The following is a 17,282-nucleotide window of genomic DNA, read 5'->3' as shown; positions in this document are numbered from 1 at the left end:
TAAAATACATAAAGTAAAACGGCCAACTTGTTGTACTTTTTTCTAATTGTATTCGTTGTGGTAATCCAAAGGAAGCATTAGTGAGGGCTAATGATAGGTTATCAATTGGATAAAACATTATATGGTTTCGAAGATCGGCTCAATTACTGCCTTTCGCGTTAAATTGAATAAGAAGGACTTTATCGACGAATTTGAGAAATCCTTATTGAGTTAAGTTCTATTATTTACAGCATCTGTGGATAAACAAAGAAACCCTTCTTTCTGGTAATGGTTGCTCGACACTTCTATATTACCAAAAGAAGGGTTTCTTTTTATAAAGCATCACAGCGGCAAATAGATTGTTTTATTCCCAGCAAGTGATTAATTTATTTATAAAATCGTCGAAGTTATGAGCAGAAGACAATAGATTCACATTTTTATCGTCTGTTAATATGGTGGCCAATGCATCGAATACGTCGCGGAATATTTTTCGATCCTCTCCGCTGACGGTGAGTAACAATACAATTTTCACGGTCGAAGAATCCCATTTGATCCCATTCGGATTCAAATAAATGAACATGCCTGTTTTGTGAGATTCCATTTTTATCGCATGAGGGATGGCAACGTGTCCGAAAGCAGTAGAGGACATGGCTTCCCGTTCCATGATTTTGCCCCAAAAATCTTCGTCCGTATAACCATCCCGATTCATAATTTGACAGATAAAACGTAAAACATCTTCTTTCTCGGACAATGCTGTGGAGTTGTAAAAATGTCTTTCGTCTAAGAAAGATTTTAAATGGATCTTAAATTGATTTTTCTTTTTTTGCTCTTTTAATTCAAATATTTTGTTCGATACTTTTTCCCGATCACTTTCTATAAAAAATGGGGTAATCACGACATAGGGGACTTCCGGAATCTTATGCAATTGGGCAGAAGAAATAATAAAATCACTTGTTACATAATTCAAATCGCTCTCATCGGTTACAATCGAATGTATCGACATATCATCGCCAAAATACTGCTGTAATTTATTGATGATTTGCACATTCATATTGTAGTAAAGCGGAAACAGTACCGTACACGAAATTTTTACGTTCGATTGCCGTTGCATTTCGATGGCATACCCTAGGTGAAAAGCTAAATAAGCAATTTCATCATCACTAATGATATAACCGGTTTTTTCTTTAATCACATGTGAAGCATGAACAGCGCAATCATAAATGAGCGGGCATTCTCTTTTTATCGTATGCGTTAATGGATTTTTCGTTGAGTGATGATTTTTTAATCTCATCAAAAGGTTTTTTACATGCAGTGTAAAACGCGTAATAAAATCAGAATCGGCAATACTGATATAGTAATATTTATCCAAGTCAATGGCTATTTCACTAACCAGATTAATACAGTCTCTCCCTGCGATATTTTCCAGATCGCTTACTTCAATTTGCGTAAAGTTCACATTGGTCGCATTACACGAAATTAAGATCGCCAAATCGGTGATTTCTTCTTCCGGATAGGTTACATGAAAATACGATTCTAATTTAAAGGCGATTTCTTTGGCGATTAAATATGCGGTGTTGTCGACGTTATAATTCACGGTCTTATTTAAAAACTGAAAATCATGTTTCATTCTGTCCAATGCAATGGTGATGTGGATAATCACATTGGTTAAATAATAATCATTGGTAAAAAAATGATGGGCAGAAAAGGTTTCAACGACGACTTCCCGAATGTAATCGATATTTAGCTCTTTATAAAATCCTTTGATTTTATCGATATCAATAAAACTTCCGTTGGCCTCTTCGTACAAAATACTGCTCATTAGCTTGCGCTTATCTTTTTCTCTTCCTTGCAACCGAATATGATCCTTGCTCAACTGTAATTCCAAGTTATTTTTGGCAAGCTTTTCTTTGATCAGCTTCAGATCAAGTCTAAGCGTTGACTCGCTGATAAACAGAGCGTCGCTTAAATCGTAAATATAAATGGGCTCATTGGTTTGCACCAGTTTTTTCAGAATATAAGCCATTCTTTCGGATTGGGTTTGCGGGATTGCTTTTTGTTCACTCGTTAGAAACCTGTTTACTTGATCGGTATTGACCTTATAACCTTTATTCGACGATAGGATCAACCCGTTGTGAATAGCATTGATCTCACTTATATAAGATTTGATGGTGCGTTTGGACACGTTGCATTTATCCGCCAGGCTTTTCGATGAAATCCAATCATTTCTGTTTTCGGTTAAGTATTGAATTAGATCAATATACTGCGTTTTCATTTAGGATCCCTCGCTTTAAAATGTTGCACCATAGGGGTGCAGTTTTTTATTTGAGCCTGTTTTAAGATTTGTAATATAGTTTGGTTGTAACAAAGATAGCGCTATCATTTCAGAATTATAAGAAAAACTTCTATCGATGTACAGTCACAGAAGACAGACCACGTTTAGCGGAAATTTTTCCTGCGATTAAAGAAAGCTTCAGCTCCGCTGAAAACTTATTCTTTCTTTAATCTAAAGAAAAACTTCTATCGATGTACAGTCACAAAAAAAGCAAGGAGGATTACCATGGAAAATTCAAGCAAAATGTTAAAAGTATTGTTAGTTTGTGGGTCCGGGGCAAGTTCCGGTTTTATGGCTGCCAATATTCGCAAGGCCGCTAAAAAGAGAAACTTGAATATGGATATCAAAGCCAGAGGTGAAGCGGAAATTGAGAATTATATCCATGATATCGATGCTTTGCTGGTCGGTCCCCACTTGGCTTATATCGTTGATGAAATCGAAGAGCTTACCAAAGATGTCCATGTCAAAGTGCTCTTAATGAAGCCTTCTTATTATTCCACTTTAGATGGGGAAGCCGCTTTAGATGATCTGCTGCGTGAGTTGAACAGTTAAAGGGGATAACCAAAATGAACAAATTAATAGAATGGCTGAAAAACGACTTCTCTCCCAAGATGAATAAAGTCAATAACAATGTATGGGTCATCACACTTAAGGATTCTGTCATGCAATTGTTGCCTTTTATTCTTTTAGGATCGGTATTTTGTCTTCTGACTATACCTGGAGATGTGTATCATATCAAAAACTACCCTGATTTTTGGGTTCCGTTCGGATGGACGATGGGCATGCTTTCTCTGTTGGTTTCTTTCCTGATTCCGTTTAATTTGATGGAAAAGAAGAAGTTAAGAAAACAGCGTTTTATTGCCGGATGTACAAGCCTGGTTACTTTTTTGATCATCGTAACTCCTCAAGTCGTAAAGGATGGTACGGTTGGTTTTACTCATAGTTCTTTGGGCACCGGAGGCATGTTCGTTGCCATCATCGCCGCTATGATTACCGGTTATATCATGGGGCTGTTCGGAAAATTTTCCTTTTTCAAAGAAGATTCCGTCATCCCGGACTTTGTCAGATCCTGGTTTGATTCCATGCTTCCCATTGGGGTGACTATCGTTCTGGCCTGGGTGTTGGTCGATCTCGTTCATATTGATATATACAACATCATTTTAAATATTTTTATGCCGTTGGCCAACGTGGTAGAGACACCTTGGGGATTCATGTTAATTCTGTTTATCAGCTGTTTCTTGTATTCCATGGGGATTTCCAGTTGGATTTTGACCCCTGTCACCAAGCCGATTTTTCTGGCGGCCATTATGGCAAACGCTACCGCGGGGGCGCACAATATCGTAACGGCCGAAACGATTTATTCGGCATACTTGTGGGTAGGCGGTGTGGCCTGTACGTTGCCGCTGGCCATTATGCATCTGCTTTCTAAAAGCACCAAGCTAAAAGCACTGGGACGCGCAAGTCTTGTACCTTCCATCTTTAATATCAACGAGCCTTTAGTGTTTGGGTCAATCGTATGGAATCCCATTATGATGCTACCGATGTGGATCAATGGTTTAATTTTACCGTTGATCGTTTGGATCGGAACCAAAGTCATTCACTTTGGTCCTATCCCGAAAGTGGTTTTCGATATGTGGTACGTTCCTTTTCCAATTTCGACGTGGATTACAACGGGAACCATTACAGGCATTATCCTGATGCTAATCGTTGTCGCGGTAGCCACGATGATTTGGTATCCATTTTTCAAAACCTACGAGAAACAAGAGCTTGAAAAAGAATTGCCACAAACCAATTAATCTATTCATGGCTTTTTGAACAACCTCTATAAAGGAGATTTTTATTATGACTTTGGAACAAGTAGCTCAAGATGCGATGCAAATCATTTTGCACGCAGGGGAAGCAAGAAAACATTGTACGGATGCCCTAAAGGATATTGAAAACAGCGACTTTGACAGCGCTAAGGAGAAAATGAAATTAGCCAACGCGGAAATTGTCATCGCTCATCGCGTGCAAACGAATTGTATCCAAAAAGAAACGGAAGGAGCAAAAGGAGAGTACTCCGTTTTATTTGCCCATGCGCAAGACACGCTCATGACGGTCTATAGTGAAATTAATATTGCCAAGCGGCTAATTGATATTTTCGAGAGTTTGAATCAGAGATTGATCCAACTGGAAATGGCCAATAAATAAATAATCAATAAATAACGAGAGGAAGTAATCAAAATGAAGAACATTCCAACGGGATTCCCCTCCGATTTTTTATGGGGGGGAGCGGTTGCCGCCAACCAATTAGAAGGTGCTTACAATGTTGATGGAAAAGGGTTAAGCGTAGCGGATATTAATGAATATTTGGATGGCATTCCTTTAGATAAAAAGTCGAATTTAGAACTGACTACGGACTATATTAAAGAAGCCATTAAAAGCGAAGATCGGATTTTCCCGAAACGTTGGGGAATCGATTTCTATCACACCTATAAAGAAGACTTGAAATTGCTAGGGGAACTGGGACTCAAAACCTTTCGCACCTCGATTAACTGGACAAGAATTTTTCCCAATGGTGACGAAACACAGCCGAATGAAGCAGGCTTGAAATTTTATGATGACCTGATCGACGAAATTATAGCGAACGGCATGGAGCCGATGATCACCCTATCGCATTATGAAATGCCGATTCATTTAACGACGGCTTATAAAGGGTGGTACTCCAGAGATTTGATTGATTTTTTTGTTCGCTTCGGCCAAGTGGTTTTTGACCGGTACCATAAAAAAGTGAAATATTGGATTATCGTTAATCAAATCAATTTGATCGATCATGAATCCTTCAACCACCTGGGCATTGCAGAGGATGTGGTGGAGGATTTGGCCTCCGCCAAATACCAAGGCTTGCATCATGAATTTGTTGCCTGCGGCCTGATCACGAAATATGCCAAAAGTCTGGATCCAAATTTGCAAATCGGGATGATGCTCTGCGGGGGACCGGCTTATCCGGCTACCTGCCGGCCGGAAGACATTTTTGCCACCGTGCGCAGAAATCAGATGGAGTACTTTTTCTCCGATATTCTGCTTCGCGGATATTACCCGGGTTATGCTTACCGTTATTTCACCGACAATAACATCACTGTCGAATTTGCAGAGGGCGATGAAGAGGCACTGAAAAATACGGCGGACTTTATGTCCTTCTCCTACTACTATACCCGCATTTACGATGCGGAAAGCATGAAAAATAAAACGGGACCTTACCGCAATGCCGAACTTCCGGCCAACCCTTGGGGATGGACGATTGATCCGATCGGTCTGCGCACTTTTCTCAACCTGTTCTATGACCGCTATCAGTGCCCTATTTATATCACGGAAAACGGGATCGGTTACCATGACACCTTGGAAGAAGACGGTTCCATCCATGATTCCTACCGAGTTGACTATTACCGGGCCCATATTGAGCAAATGAAAGAGGCCATTAAGGACGGGGTGGATTTAAGAGGATATTATGCTTGGGGGCCTATTGATATTATTAGTTGTTCTTCCTCGGAAATGAGCAAACGCTATGGATTTATTTACGTCGACCAAGATGATCATGGCAACGGTAGTAAAAAGCGCCTCAAAAAAGACAGTTTTTCTTGGATGCAAAAAGTGATCGCTTCTAATGGAGAGAACTTGGACTGAGGTTTTGTAAATGCCTATTTATCTGAAATTTGGCGGACGATTCATGATTTTGGTCGTTGCCATGGTGCTTACCGCTCTAGCCGTTAATTTATTTATCGAGTGCAATATAGGGTCTGATACATTAACCGTTTTATTGGACGGATTGCACAAAAGTACTGGAATGAGCGTAGGTCTGACAAGCTTTTTCGTAAATATGGTACTTCTTGCTGCAGGTCTTTTATTAAATCGTAAATCTATAGGTTTTTCGTCGATGATTTATTCCTTTTTTGTCGGACCATTCATTAATTGGATTCATCCGTTTATTGCGCATATGGAGCTGTCAGATTTATCTCTATTCATTAAAATAGTGATCGTCATCCTGGCTAACTTTTGTTACTCCATCACTTATGTGTTGTTGATGAAATTTGGCAATGGCATGTATGCTATAGACGCTGTTTTGCGATATACAGAGTCAAAATTTGGATTAAGGTATGATATCGGCAGAATAGGCGTAGATGCTATCTTTTTAAGCACCGGATTCTTTTTCGGGGGAATCGTCGGCATCGGAACCGTTATTGCCTTTGCTTTAACTGGGCCGGGAACTTTGCTACTTGAAAAGATTTTATTTATACCGCTGCAAAAAAAATCGAGAAATAAAATAACACCTTAGGAGTTTGGGAGAGATACACGGAGAAAATTGCGTCGATTGCAGAGCCATCTGGTATTGATGGCATTAAACGTAAGCCGAAAACAGAATAGTGTTCACATAAAACCGAAAGCATGGATTCCATAGAGCGGGACCATGCTTTCGGTTTTCCTTTCGTCTCTGCATTGTAATTCCGGTCTTTATTTGAAGAGGGGGAGAGAATTTATTAACAGATTGGGGCCTTTATTGCCAGCAGCCCAGTAAACAGTTTAACGCGTTAGGAATTTACCCCTTCAACTGGTTGCGGTAGCTGGTAGGAGAACAGCCTATTATTTTTTTGAACAATCTTGAAAAATAATAGGGATCTTGAAAGCCAAGTGCTGCGGCGATTTCTTTAATAGAGTCACTTGTCAGGTCCAACAGTTGCCCCGCACGCTGCATTTTCATACGCAGGAAATAATCAATCGGTGAGTAGCTGGTAGATTGCTTGAATATAAAGTTCAAATGCTGCTTCGATATCTGGATGTGCCGGCTAAGCTCTTCTACAGTGATCGTGGATTCCAGATGTTCACTCATATAGCGGGTCGCTTTGTCGATATATCTCTGAGTTTTGCTGTCCTGCTTGCGGACGGCTACGGACGCAACAAAACTCAGCAGGTAACGGATGCTTTGAGAGACCTGTACCTGATGGATGACAGAATAGGGTTTGTCCACGAGCAGGTCATAGCATTGATGAAATAACTCCAGCAGCTTTGCCTCGTCTCCGGGCAGCAGAGATATACAAGGTTTGAATGGCTCCAGCAGAGCTATAAATTCTCCAATCTGTTCCCCTCTCAAGTGAAACCAATATATGGTCCAAGGATCATTTTCATCTGCTCCGTACGCATGCGGCACATCCATGGGGATATAGGCAAAACTTTGCTCAGTCATAGATATGACGCCTTGATCTCGCATCTGAATCCACCCTCTGCCGCTGGCGCAGTAGATGAAAATATGAGAATTGCAGCCTTGAGGTCTTTCACGAAAATGATGGCGGGCCTGTGGGAAATAGCCAATGTCTGTAATATGCCCGTCCCTCGTAAGTGCATGCGATTTTAATTCATCCACAATATAAGCGGGGAGCACATACAGCTTCTCCCGTTCAAATCCTGCGTCTTTTTTATCCATCGTGATCTGCCTTTCTTCTATAACCTTTTCATAAAAAAATAAGTGTATAGTCCATCATAAACAGGAGATCGTTAATTGTGCAACTGCTTATGCTCTTGTAAACTTTTATTCATGAAAGCCATTACATGAGTTGAGGAGTGATCGTGTTGAACATCTCCGTCTCCAAGGTGAAAATATGGGAAGAGACCGTCCAAATTCCGACATATGGAGTTGGTGAGCCTGACAAGAACCCTATGTTTCTGGAGAAACGGGTGTATCAAGGCAGCTCGGGGCGTGTGTATCCGCATCCAGTGATTGACAAAATTAATAATGAGAAGCAGTTACGTGACTACAGAATGGTCTTTCTGGAGAATGAATATGTACAAATCCAGATCATGCCTGAGCTCGGGGGACGGATTTACCGGGCTCTTGACAAAACGAATAATTACGATTTTGTTTATTACAATCAGGTCATTAAGCCTGCACTCGTTGGCCTGGCTGGACCCTGGATTTCGGGAGGCATCGAGTTCAACTGGCCACAGCATCATCGTCCGAACACCTTCGGTCCTGTTAATTATAAGCTGACGGAAAATGAGGATGGGAGCGCAACAGCATGGGTCAGCGAGATTGACCGAATGTATGGCACAAAAATGGCTGCTGGCTTTATGTTGCACCCGAACAGGGCTTACATCGAGATCAAGGTTCAATTGTATAACCCTACCCCGGAGCCGCAAACATTCTTGTGGTGGGCCAATCCGGCTGTAGCGGTAAATGAGCATACTCAATCCGTGTTTCCTCCAGATGTTACTGCCGTGTTGGATCACGGGAAGCGGGATGTGTCTCGTTTTCCAATAGCTACTGGCATCTATTACAAAATGGACTATTCCGAGGGTGTAGACATCTCCAGATATAAAAATATACCGGTCCCCACCTCGTACATGGCCTATAAATCGGACTACAATTTTGTAGGCGGATATGACCATGCACTGCAGGCAGGACTGCTGCATGTAGCGAACCATCATATCTCACCGGGCAAAAAACAGTGGACGTGGGGCAAGGGTGAATTTGGCAAGGCGTGGGATCGCAATCTGACAGATGAAGACGGGCCGTATATTGAGTTGATGACCGGAGTCTATACAGACAACCAACCTGATTTTTCTTGGCTTCATCCCTATGAGGAAAAGTCATTCAGCCAATATTTTATGCCCTACAAAAATATCGGTGTCGTGAAAAACGCTTCAATTCATGCAGCCGTAAATCTCGAAATTGACCGGACCGCAGAACTGGCAGAAGTTTTGGTCTATGTGACTTCGCCGTTTCCAAACGTACTTGTCGAACTTTGCAGCCCGCGTAGGGTTTATCTTCAAGAATTGGTTCATTTGGCCCCGGAGCACACCTTTGCCAAGCAAGTAACGATTGCAGCGGAGGACGAGGATCATGAACTTCAATTAACGGTTAGAGATGAGAATGGACGATTGCTGATCAGCTACCAGCCGCAGAAACCGAAAGTAGAGCCATTGCCGGATGCGGCATCACCGTTGCCTGAGCCCGCCCAAATAAAAACAAATGAAGAATTGTACCTGGCTGGCCAGCATCTGGAGCAATACCGGCATGCCACCTTTGAACCGGAAGCCTATTATACAGAAGGACTGAATAGGGACAGCGAGGACAGCCGAATTCATATCGCCTACGGTACATTGCTTCTACGCCGGGGACTATATAGCGAAAGCGAAAAGCACTTTCGTCAGGCGATGATACGCTTAACAACACGGAATTCGAACCCTTATGACGGAGAGGTTTTCTATCAACTTGGCTTGTCACTCAAGCATCAGGGGCGACTTGAGGAAGCATACTCCGCTTTTTACAAATCGGTTTGGTCGGCGGCCTGGCAAGACGCGGGCTACTTCCTACTTGCTCAAATTGCATGCGAAAAAGGCGACTATGAAGAAGCTCTTGAGCTGACGGAGCGGTCGCTTATTCGCAATTCCCGCAACTACAAGGTGCGCAATCTGAAAGCGGCACTGCTGCGGAAACTTGATCAACATGATGCGGCCTTACGCTTTTGCGAAGAAACACTTCAACTGGATATGACCGATTTCACCGCTTATCATGAAATGATACTGTCACTTCAAGCACTGGGGCGAGCAGCCGTTGCAACGGAAGTGACCGCCGAGCTATTCAAACTGATGCGCAGCGATGCACATAATTATATGGCGGTAGCAGCGGATTATGCAGCAGCAGGTTTGTATGAGGAAGCAGTTGATGTGCTGGAGGATGCTCCAGCACAGGCACGAAATTATCCTATGGTGCATTATGTGCAAGCCTACTGCTGCGCGCAGTTGGGGCGGTCGCAGGATTCGAACAGAGCTCTCGTCTTGGCCGCCGCCACACCACCCGACTATTGTTTTCCGAACAGCTTGCTTGAGCTTGATGCATTGGAGTTTGCCATTCGTATGAACCAAGATGATGCGCGAGCCCGCTATTATTTGGGAAATTGGCTGTATGACAAAAAACGGTACACCGATGCAATCGCTGCCTGGGAAGCATCACGGACGACTGATTCTACCTTTTCCGTGGTTCACCGGAATCTTGCTTTAGGGTATTTTAATAAATTAGGTCAGCCGGAGAAGGCACGACAAGCGCTGGAAAAGGCATTTGACTGTAATCGCACCGATGCCCGCATCCTGTATGAGCTTGATCAGTTATACAAGAAAGTCAGCGTGCAACCGGAGGCAAGACTGAACATGCTCGCAGCACATCTGGACGTAGTCACACGGCGTGACGATCTTTATCTGGAGTATGTAACGCTTCATAATACACTGGGGCAATATGAAACAGCATCATTACTATTGAAGCAGCGGATATTCCATCCCTGGGAGGGCGGGGAGGGGAAGGTGACCAGCCAATATGTGCTGGCCATGGTGGAGCTGGCCAAGATTGACCTGCAAACAGGCAAGTTCGATCAGGCTGTAGAAAGGCTCAAGCAAGCGCTTCTGTATCCGGAAAATCTGGGAGAAGGCAAGCTGCACGGGGCGCAGGAGAACCATATTTATTATTATTTGGGCTGCGCCTATAGGAAGCTGGGAAAAGAGAATGAAGCACGTGAGTCATTCACCGTAGCTTCACTGGGACTTGAAGAGCCTGCCAGCGCGATCTATTATAACGATCAGCCGCCAGAAATGATCTTCTATCAGGGCTTGGCCAGACAGCTGCTTGGTCAGACAAAGGAAGCACGCAGTCGCTTCAACAAACTCATAGATTATGCAGACAAACATCTGTTTGATGATGTAAAAATTGATTATTTTGCAGTTTCTCTACCTGATTTCCTCGTTTTTGAAGACGACCTGAATATGCGTAACCGGATACATTGCAATTATATGAAAGCATTGGGTTTACTGGGTCTGGGGCAGCAGCAGGAAGCTGAGCATCATTTTGAATTTGTATTGCAGCTGGAACCGCACCATCAAGGAGCGCTGATTCATTTGAAGCCAAATGACCTTATCATGACAACGAACGAAGGAGGAACCCTCGGATGAGCGATCCAATGGAAAATCTGCCACGGAAACTAACGATTACCATGTGGGATTTCTCCTGGTATACGATGACTTTGCCGGGAGAGCCTTATCACGATCTTGCGGCTCGTTTTCAGGAGGCTGTAGACCGGGGCTATAATACCATTCGTATATGTGCGATGCCGTTTATGCTGTTTACAGCGGAGGGGAAACGGCCAGGACCGTTAAAGTTTGGCAATCTCGGAACAGTCGGACAGCGCACGCGTTGGTACAATTGCCGGGGCGGGGCCGAACTGGACGGTCATGCCCACCTGCTGGAGCTATTCAGACAGGCGAAAAAGCATGGCTGCTATATTATTCTGTCCTCCTGGGAGTACCAGCAGAGCCCCAGCTTTCTGGCTCATCCTGCACTGCGCGACGAACTGGCTGCTATTCCACCGCAGGACCGGTTTATGGCCATTGCACGATCCATGGATCAACTCATTCGCTTTGTCAAGGACGAAGGTTATACAAGCCAGATCGTGTATGCAGAGCTGCATAACGAGGTGGAGTTTGGGCAGCTGACAGCTGTTGGTACAGTTCAAGGCATTGCAGCATCGGATACTGCGGCGCTTGTAAAAGCCATGCAGCCTTATGTGGAGGAGGCCATTTCTTTTCTGAGAGAACGTCATCCCGATGTCCTGATAACGGCGAGCTATACGCTGAACGAAGCCTATCCGAAGGCGTATGTAGCGCGGAATATGCAGGTGGCCCATTTTCACCTCTATTTGAAAGGTGTACTGAATGAATTAATGGATCGCGCCGGACTGAATGATGAGAAAGTTCCTTTTCCAAACAGCTTTGCTCAATCCTTGCTGCGAGAGGATGCCCCTCCCTTTGAGGAATGGACATTGCCTGCAGGACAGGAATGGCGCATGGAGGGCAACCCGGTTGGCATGAAGCTAATTTATTTGCATGACTGGGTAGATCCTGAGCAGTGGGATTTGTTTTTGTATGACCGGTACAGTGATCATAAAATGGCGATGCTGCAAAAGGCAGACTTGCGACTGGAGGAAATTTACGAATGGACTCGTCATTCCGGTATGCCTATTGTCATTGGGGAAGGATACGTTGGTTATACGCCGCTTTTTGCCAGCTTTGAGGAAGGGCCTGTCGGCAAGTTCATTGCTGAATATGCCCTGCGCAAAGGCATGTCGCTTGGCTTCTGGGGAATGACCTTGTGCTCAAACTGCGCGCCGCATCATCCATTCTGGAACGATATCGCATGGCAGCGAAAGTGGAACAACTTTATTCTCGACTCGGCATCGTGTCGCCAGGTTTGACTTTCATGTGGAGAGGTGCTCTTTATGAAAAATTATCGAATTATCGTCGAAAATGATCACAAGCACATTTACAGTGGGCATATCCCTCTGGGTGGAATCAATCCCTTAGGAGAGTCGATTAGCTTTACCAATTATTATATGGAGAAAGACGACGAGCCGTTTTTTGGGATTTGCGGTGAGTTTCATTTTTCCCGTTACCATGAACAGTATTGGGAAGACGAGATTGTAAAGATCAAAATGGGCGGTGTCAACATCATTGCGACGTATATTTTCTGGAATCTGCATGAAGAGGTCGAAGGGGTGTTCGAATGGGAAGGCAACAAAGATTTGCGCCGGTTCATTGAACTGTGTGCCAAACACCGTTTATACGTCATTATACGCATCGGTCCTTTTTGCCACGGCGAGATACGGAACGGCGGTCTTCCGGATTGGTTATTTGGTCGTCCCTTTGAGGTACGCTCTAATGATGAAGGCTATCTTGCTTATGTGCACCAACTGTATCAGGAAATCGGGGTGCAGGTGCAAGGATTGCTGTACAAGGACGGCGGTCCTGTGATTGGAACCCAGATCGAAAACGAACACCAGCATTCCTCAGCCCAGTGGGGCCTGACGGTAGGCATCAACAATATGTGGGTGAGCAGTGGAAGGGATGGCAACGCTCATATGCTAAAGCTGAAGGAGATGGCGCTGAAGGCAGGAATGGATACGCCGATTTACACCTGTACAGCTTGGGGAGGTGCGTCGACTCCGGTACCGGATATGCTGCCATTATGGGGTGGGTATGCGTATTGGCCCTGGATTTATTATGAGGAAGGACGTGTAGCTAATTTAACGGAGCATCCGGCCACACCGGAGTACATTTTCCGGGATAAACATAATAACAACATTCCGAGCAGCTATGATTTTGAGCCTTGTTATCTGCCGGAAACTTACCCATATGCGTGTTGCGAGATGGGTGGCGGCATGGTGCAGTTCTATAAATATCGTTTTGCATTTCCGTATAATAGCGTTCCAGCTATGACGGTGATGAAGGTAGGGGAAGGCTGCAATCTGATCGGTTATTATATGTACCATGGCGGTTCGAATCCAAAGGGCAAACTGAATCCATATACCAACGATTTGGCTACGCCCAAAATATCTTATGACTTCAACGCCATGATTGGAGAATTTGGTCAGGTCAGAGAATCGTATAAGCGAACCAAACTACAGCATTACTTTTTATCTACGTTCCAAAAGCTTTTTTCATGCACCAAAACACGGTTGCCAGCAGACACATCCCAAATGGACCCTTATGACGTAAAAACGTTGCGTTATGCCGTCCGATCGCATAAGGGAGCAGGCTTTTTATTTCTAAATAACTTCCAGGATCATGTGGATACTCACAACCTGGAGGATTTTAATGTCAGTGTTGATCTGCCGGGAGAAACCATTACATTTCCGCATCAAGGCGAATTAACACTGGGAAAAGACAGCTTTGCCATCCTGCCGTTTAATTTTGACCTTGGCGGTATAACACTCAAGTACGCCACGGCACAGCTGATTACGAAAATGGAGGTAGATGGGGAGGAATATTATTTTTTCTATATCCCGGAAGGGATGAAGGGCTCGTATGCGTTACAATCGGAAGGCATCAAAAAAGTGACGGTAGATAAGGGAAACTGTAATCAGCTTGGAGAATGGACCGTTGTTGAAGTCGCTGGTTCGGAGTCTAGTCTGATTCAGCTTGAACCTATTCATGGTCCCAAAATAATGATCTATACGATGACAAGTCAGCAAAGCTTGTATTTCTGGAAAGTAAAGCTGCACGGCAGAGAAAGAGCTGTATTTACAGATGCCAATCTGCTTGTGTACGAGGACGGAGAAGAGTTGAAGCTGGAGTCAACTAACCAACATACGGTTGTCATGAGTGTTTTTCCGGCTTTTGAGGATTCTTTTGCATCGATAAAGGGTGGAGAGCTGATCGGAATTGCCCAAGAGGGACTATTCAAGACGTACAGCTTGAAAGCGCCTGCAAAAGAAGTCAATTATGAGTTTACCAAGATAAATAACGAACGAGCCACACTCGACTTTGCAAGGAATGCTTTTACAGGATTGAAGGAAGCGCTGCTGTGTATTCATTATACAGGTGATATTGGATATGCCTTCATCAAAGGCGAGCTGATCAATGATAACTTTTGCAACGATACAGCTTGGGAAATCGGTTTGAAGCAATTCGAGGAACGTTTAGTGGAGCATGGCATGTATCTGTACGTTTCACCGATCCGCAAAGGTACAGTGGTCAACAGTAATACAACCATGGCTGGTTGGAATGAGACGGCAGAGCAGTCCATTGCCGATATCCTTTCTGTCAGCATCGTTCCCGTGTATGAAATTTCCATCAACTTCAACAAATAAGCTGAAAAACACTTTAAAGGATAGCATCTCTCAGGAGACTGGAAGAACTGCTATCCTTTTGATTCATCATTGCGAATGAAGATGTGCGTATCTCCCGCTCATTCCGCTTTAATTCCTTGAAATGCAGAGTTCATTAAATGTTCTATATACGCATCGTCCAAAGGCCCCCCGGTAACCAGTAAGCGATAGAAAATGGGTCCGTATATGAGATCAATACTTAATTCGATATCAAGATTCCCCTTTAATTCCCCACTCCGAACTCCCCGTTCCAAAAGCTGTCTGGCCTCAAGTCGGCGAGGATGGATATATCGGGTCTGATATGCCTCTGCCAGTCCTGCATCAAACTGGCCTTCACCAATCAATTCCGCAATGATTTTTCCCTCACGGCTGAGCATAAATCGAGTGACATTGGTAGCGTGGATGAGTAAGTCTTGAAAAGCCGAGCCTGTGTCCGGTATGGGCAGCCTTTCCGCAGCCGCAGCCAGGAAGCCATCTATGACAACAGCGGCCTTATTCGGCCACCATTTATAAATCGTGGCCTTGCTGACTCCGGCGTGTTCCGCAATTTTTTCCACGGTAACTGCGCCAAAACCACCCTCCAACAACAAATCATAGGAAGCGGATAGTATAGACTTTTGCGTTTCAACATTCCGTGGACGTCCTCTTTTGCGCTCCATAAAAATCCTCTCCTCAAATAAAAACGGTACGTTCAGTATACTAAACATTCGAATTAAAAGAAAACAAAATTGCCTATTTACAAAACGATACGTTCAGTATATTATTTGTTTATCGAATTAATGAACTGAACGTTTAGTATTTAAATTTTGGATGACAGCCATGCTAATCAAGTTGTCCTGCGTTCATTCAAAAAAACAAAAAGAGGAGAAGGATGATCATGCAAAAAAGTGTATTCAAAGAGAGTGTATTCAAAGAGAGCAAAGGCATTTCACGTTGGATGATGCTGCTGTTGGCATCCGCATGCGGTCTTATCGTCGCTAACCTGTATTATGCCCAAACACTGGTGGGTCCTATCGGTGCCGCAATGGGGCTTTCTTCAGCAGCAGCCGGATTAATCGTCACCTTGACCCAAATCGGTTACGTTGCAGGACTGCTGTTTATCGTCCCGCTCAGCGACATCATTGAGAATCGTCGTCTGGCGGTTGTCGCTTTGGCAGTTGTGGTATGTGCGCTGCTGACGGCAACGTTTGCTCCGAACGGAGCGCTGTTTTTAATCGCATCGCTGTTTATTGGATTGGGCTCAGTGGTGGCCCAAATCCTGGTGCCTTATGCCACCTATCTGGCAGCGGAAGAGCAGCGTGGCCGCGTGGTAGGGAACGTGATGAGCGGACTTTTGCTCGGAATTATGTTTGCCCGGCCGGTCGCAAGCTTAGTCACCAGTCTTTGGGGCTGGCAGGCTGTATTTTCCTTATCGGCCGTTATTACCACGCTACTGATCATTCTGTTGTCGCGTGCTCTTCCTGAACGGAAGCCTTCGCCTACGGTGAACTATGGTAAATTAATTTTCTCATTGGGCGTTCTTTTCAAACAAACACCTGTATTGCGTCGTCGTGCCTTTTATCAAGCCTGCTTATTCGGAGCATTCAGCCTTTTTTGGACAACAGCTCCTTTACGGTTGGCACACGATTTCGGGATGTCTCAGCAAGGTATCGCATTGTTCGCATTAGTTGGAGTAGGCGGGGCAGTCGCGGCGCCGATTGCCGGGAAGCTGGCGGATAAGGGTTGGACCCATTTATTGACCGGATTAGCTATGGTCATAGCTGCGCTCTCTTTTTTGCTGATCTATTTGTTTCAAGACCATTCAATGGTAGCCCTCGTCATCCTTTTCATTTCTGCGATTACGCTCGATATGGCTGTATCAGGAAATCTTGTCCTTGGACAGCGTGCCATTTATTCATTGGGGAGTGAGGCGAGAGGTCGCCTGAACGGTCTTTTCATGTCCATATTCTTTATTGGGGGAGCTGTTGGCTCTTCATTGGGAGGATGGGCTTATGCCTATAGCGGCTGGTCTTTCACAGCACTCATTGGGACTGTTTTACCACTTTTATCGCTGCTTTACTTCTTCACTGAAAAGAAACATTGAGGAGGGGACTGCATCACTAGGCTGGATAGGCACGTAATTATGAAAATACTCTGGCTCTGCTATGGGCCGTGACTTGACGGCTCAACCAGGTTCTGTATAATAACCGGGAGATCAAACTGCATTTTTAGTTTGCTCCCGGCATTTGATGCTTCCAGCAGGGCAGTAAGCCGGATAATATTGTGTGAGTAATATAGCGAGGTAATGACAT

12 protein-coding genes are annotated in these 17,282 nt (G+C 44.2%); 9 read left to right on the top strand and 3 right to left on the bottom strand.

The window, feature by feature from the left end; all coding sequences use genetic code 11:
- Positions 1 to 343 precede the first annotated feature (343 nt).
- Positions 344 to 2,251 (bottom strand): BglG family transcription antiterminator, encoded by a 1,908-nt coding sequence (locus B4V02_RS13185; protein WP_094155139.1) that lies wholly within the window; start codon positions 2,249 to 2,251, stop codon positions 344 to 346.
- Between the two features lie 303 nt (positions 2,252 to 2,554).
- Between B4V02_RS13185 and B4V02_RS13180 the strand changes: the two genes are divergently transcribed.
- Genes B4V02_RS13180 through B4V02_RS13160 form a run of 5 tightly spaced genes read left to right on the top strand, consistent with a single transcriptional unit; the run spans position 2,555 to position 6,623 of the window.
- Positions 2,555 to 2,863 carry a PTS sugar transporter subunit IIB gene (locus B4V02_RS13180; protein WP_269744428.1) on the top strand — a complete coding sequence of 103 codons (309 nt, stop codon included), beginning with the start codon at positions 2,555 to 2,557 and terminating at the stop codon, positions 2,861 to 2,863.
- A gap of 14 nt (positions 2,864 to 2,877) precedes the next feature.
- Positions 2,878 to 4,107 (top strand): PTS sugar transporter subunit IIC, encoded by a 1,230-nt coding sequence (locus B4V02_RS13175; RefSeq protein WP_094155138.1) that lies wholly within the window; start codon positions 2,878 to 2,880, stop codon positions 4,105 to 4,107.
- A 46-nt stretch (positions 4,108 to 4,153) separates the two neighbouring features.
- The gene (locus tag B4V02_RS13170) at positions 4,154 to 4,501 is read left to right on the top strand and encodes a PTS lactose/cellobiose transporter subunit IIA (RefSeq protein WP_094155137.1); all 348 of its coding nucleotides are present in this window, start codon (positions 4,154 to 4,156) and stop codon (positions 4,499 to 4,501) included.
- A gap of 33 nt (positions 4,502 to 4,534) precedes the next feature.
- Positions 4,535 to 5,974: a glycoside hydrolase family 1 protein gene (locus B4V02_RS13165; protein WP_094155136.1), complete on the top strand. Its 1,440-nt coding sequence runs from the start codon at positions 4,535 to 4,537 to the stop codon at positions 5,972 to 5,974.
- A gap of 43 nt (positions 5,975 to 6,017) precedes the next feature.
- Positions 6,018 to 6,623: a YczE/YyaS/YitT family protein gene (locus B4V02_RS13160; RefSeq protein WP_244188321.1), complete on the top strand. Its 606-nt coding sequence runs from the start codon at positions 6,018 to 6,020 to the stop codon at positions 6,621 to 6,623.
- Positions 6,624 to 6,884: 261 nt separating this feature from the next.
- On the opposite strand, the gene B4V02_RS13155 is transcribed toward B4V02_RS13160, so the two are convergent.
- Complete coding sequence (locus B4V02_RS13155; RefSeq protein WP_094155134.1) at positions 6,885 to 7,766, bottom strand: AraC family transcriptional regulator; 882 nt, start codon at positions 7,764 to 7,766, stop codon at positions 6,885 to 6,887.
- A 146-nt stretch (positions 7,767 to 7,912) separates the two neighbouring features.
- Between B4V02_RS13155 and B4V02_RS13150 the strand changes: the two genes are divergently transcribed.
- The 3 genes from B4V02_RS13150 to B4V02_RS13140 are packed head-to-tail and all read left to right on the top strand — an operon-like array spanning position 7,913 to position 14,973.
- A complete protein-coding gene (locus B4V02_RS13150; protein WP_094155133.1) occupies positions 7,913 to 11,281 on the top strand; it encodes a DUF5107 domain-containing protein in 3,369 nt (1,122 codons plus the stop codon).
- Positions 11,278 to 12,579, top strand: a complete 1,302-nt coding sequence (locus B4V02_RS13145) for a cellulase-like family protein (RefSeq protein ID WP_094155132.1) — start codon at positions 11,278 to 11,280, stop codon at positions 12,577 to 12,579. The genes B4V02_RS13150 and B4V02_RS13145 overlap by 4 nt, the downstream gene beginning before the upstream one ends.
- 24 nt (positions 12,580 to 12,603) lie before the next feature.
- A complete protein-coding gene (locus tag B4V02_RS13140; RefSeq protein WP_094155131.1) occupies positions 12,604 to 14,973 on the top strand; it encodes a beta-galactosidase in 2,370 nt (789 codons plus the stop codon).
- A 98-nt stretch (positions 14,974 to 15,071) separates the two neighbouring features.
- Here the strand turns inward: B4V02_RS13140 and B4V02_RS13135 are convergent, their stop codons facing one another.
- Positions 15,072 to 15,650, bottom strand: coding sequence for a TetR/AcrR family transcriptional regulator (locus tag B4V02_RS13135; RefSeq protein WP_007430483.1), 579 nt, complete (start codon positions 15,648 to 15,650; stop codon positions 15,072 to 15,074).
- Between the two features lie 218 nt (positions 15,651 to 15,868).
- Between B4V02_RS13135 and B4V02_RS13130 the strand changes: the two genes are divergently transcribed.
- Positions 15,869 to 17,074 (top strand): MFS transporter, encoded by a 1,206-nt coding sequence (locus tag B4V02_RS13130; protein ID WP_094155130.1) that lies wholly within the window; start codon positions 15,869 to 15,871, stop codon positions 17,072 to 17,074.
- The last annotated feature ends 208 nt before the right edge of the window (positions 17,075 to 17,282 follow it).

The sequence above is a fragment of the Paenibacillus kribbensis genome, from assembly GCF_002240415.1.
GTDB classification, from domain to species: domain Bacteria; phylum Bacillota; class Bacilli; order Paenibacillales; family Paenibacillaceae; genus Paenibacillus; species Paenibacillus kribbensis.
Note: the sequence above shows the minus strand (reverse complement) of the source record. Positions and strands in the feature narration are given on the sequence as shown.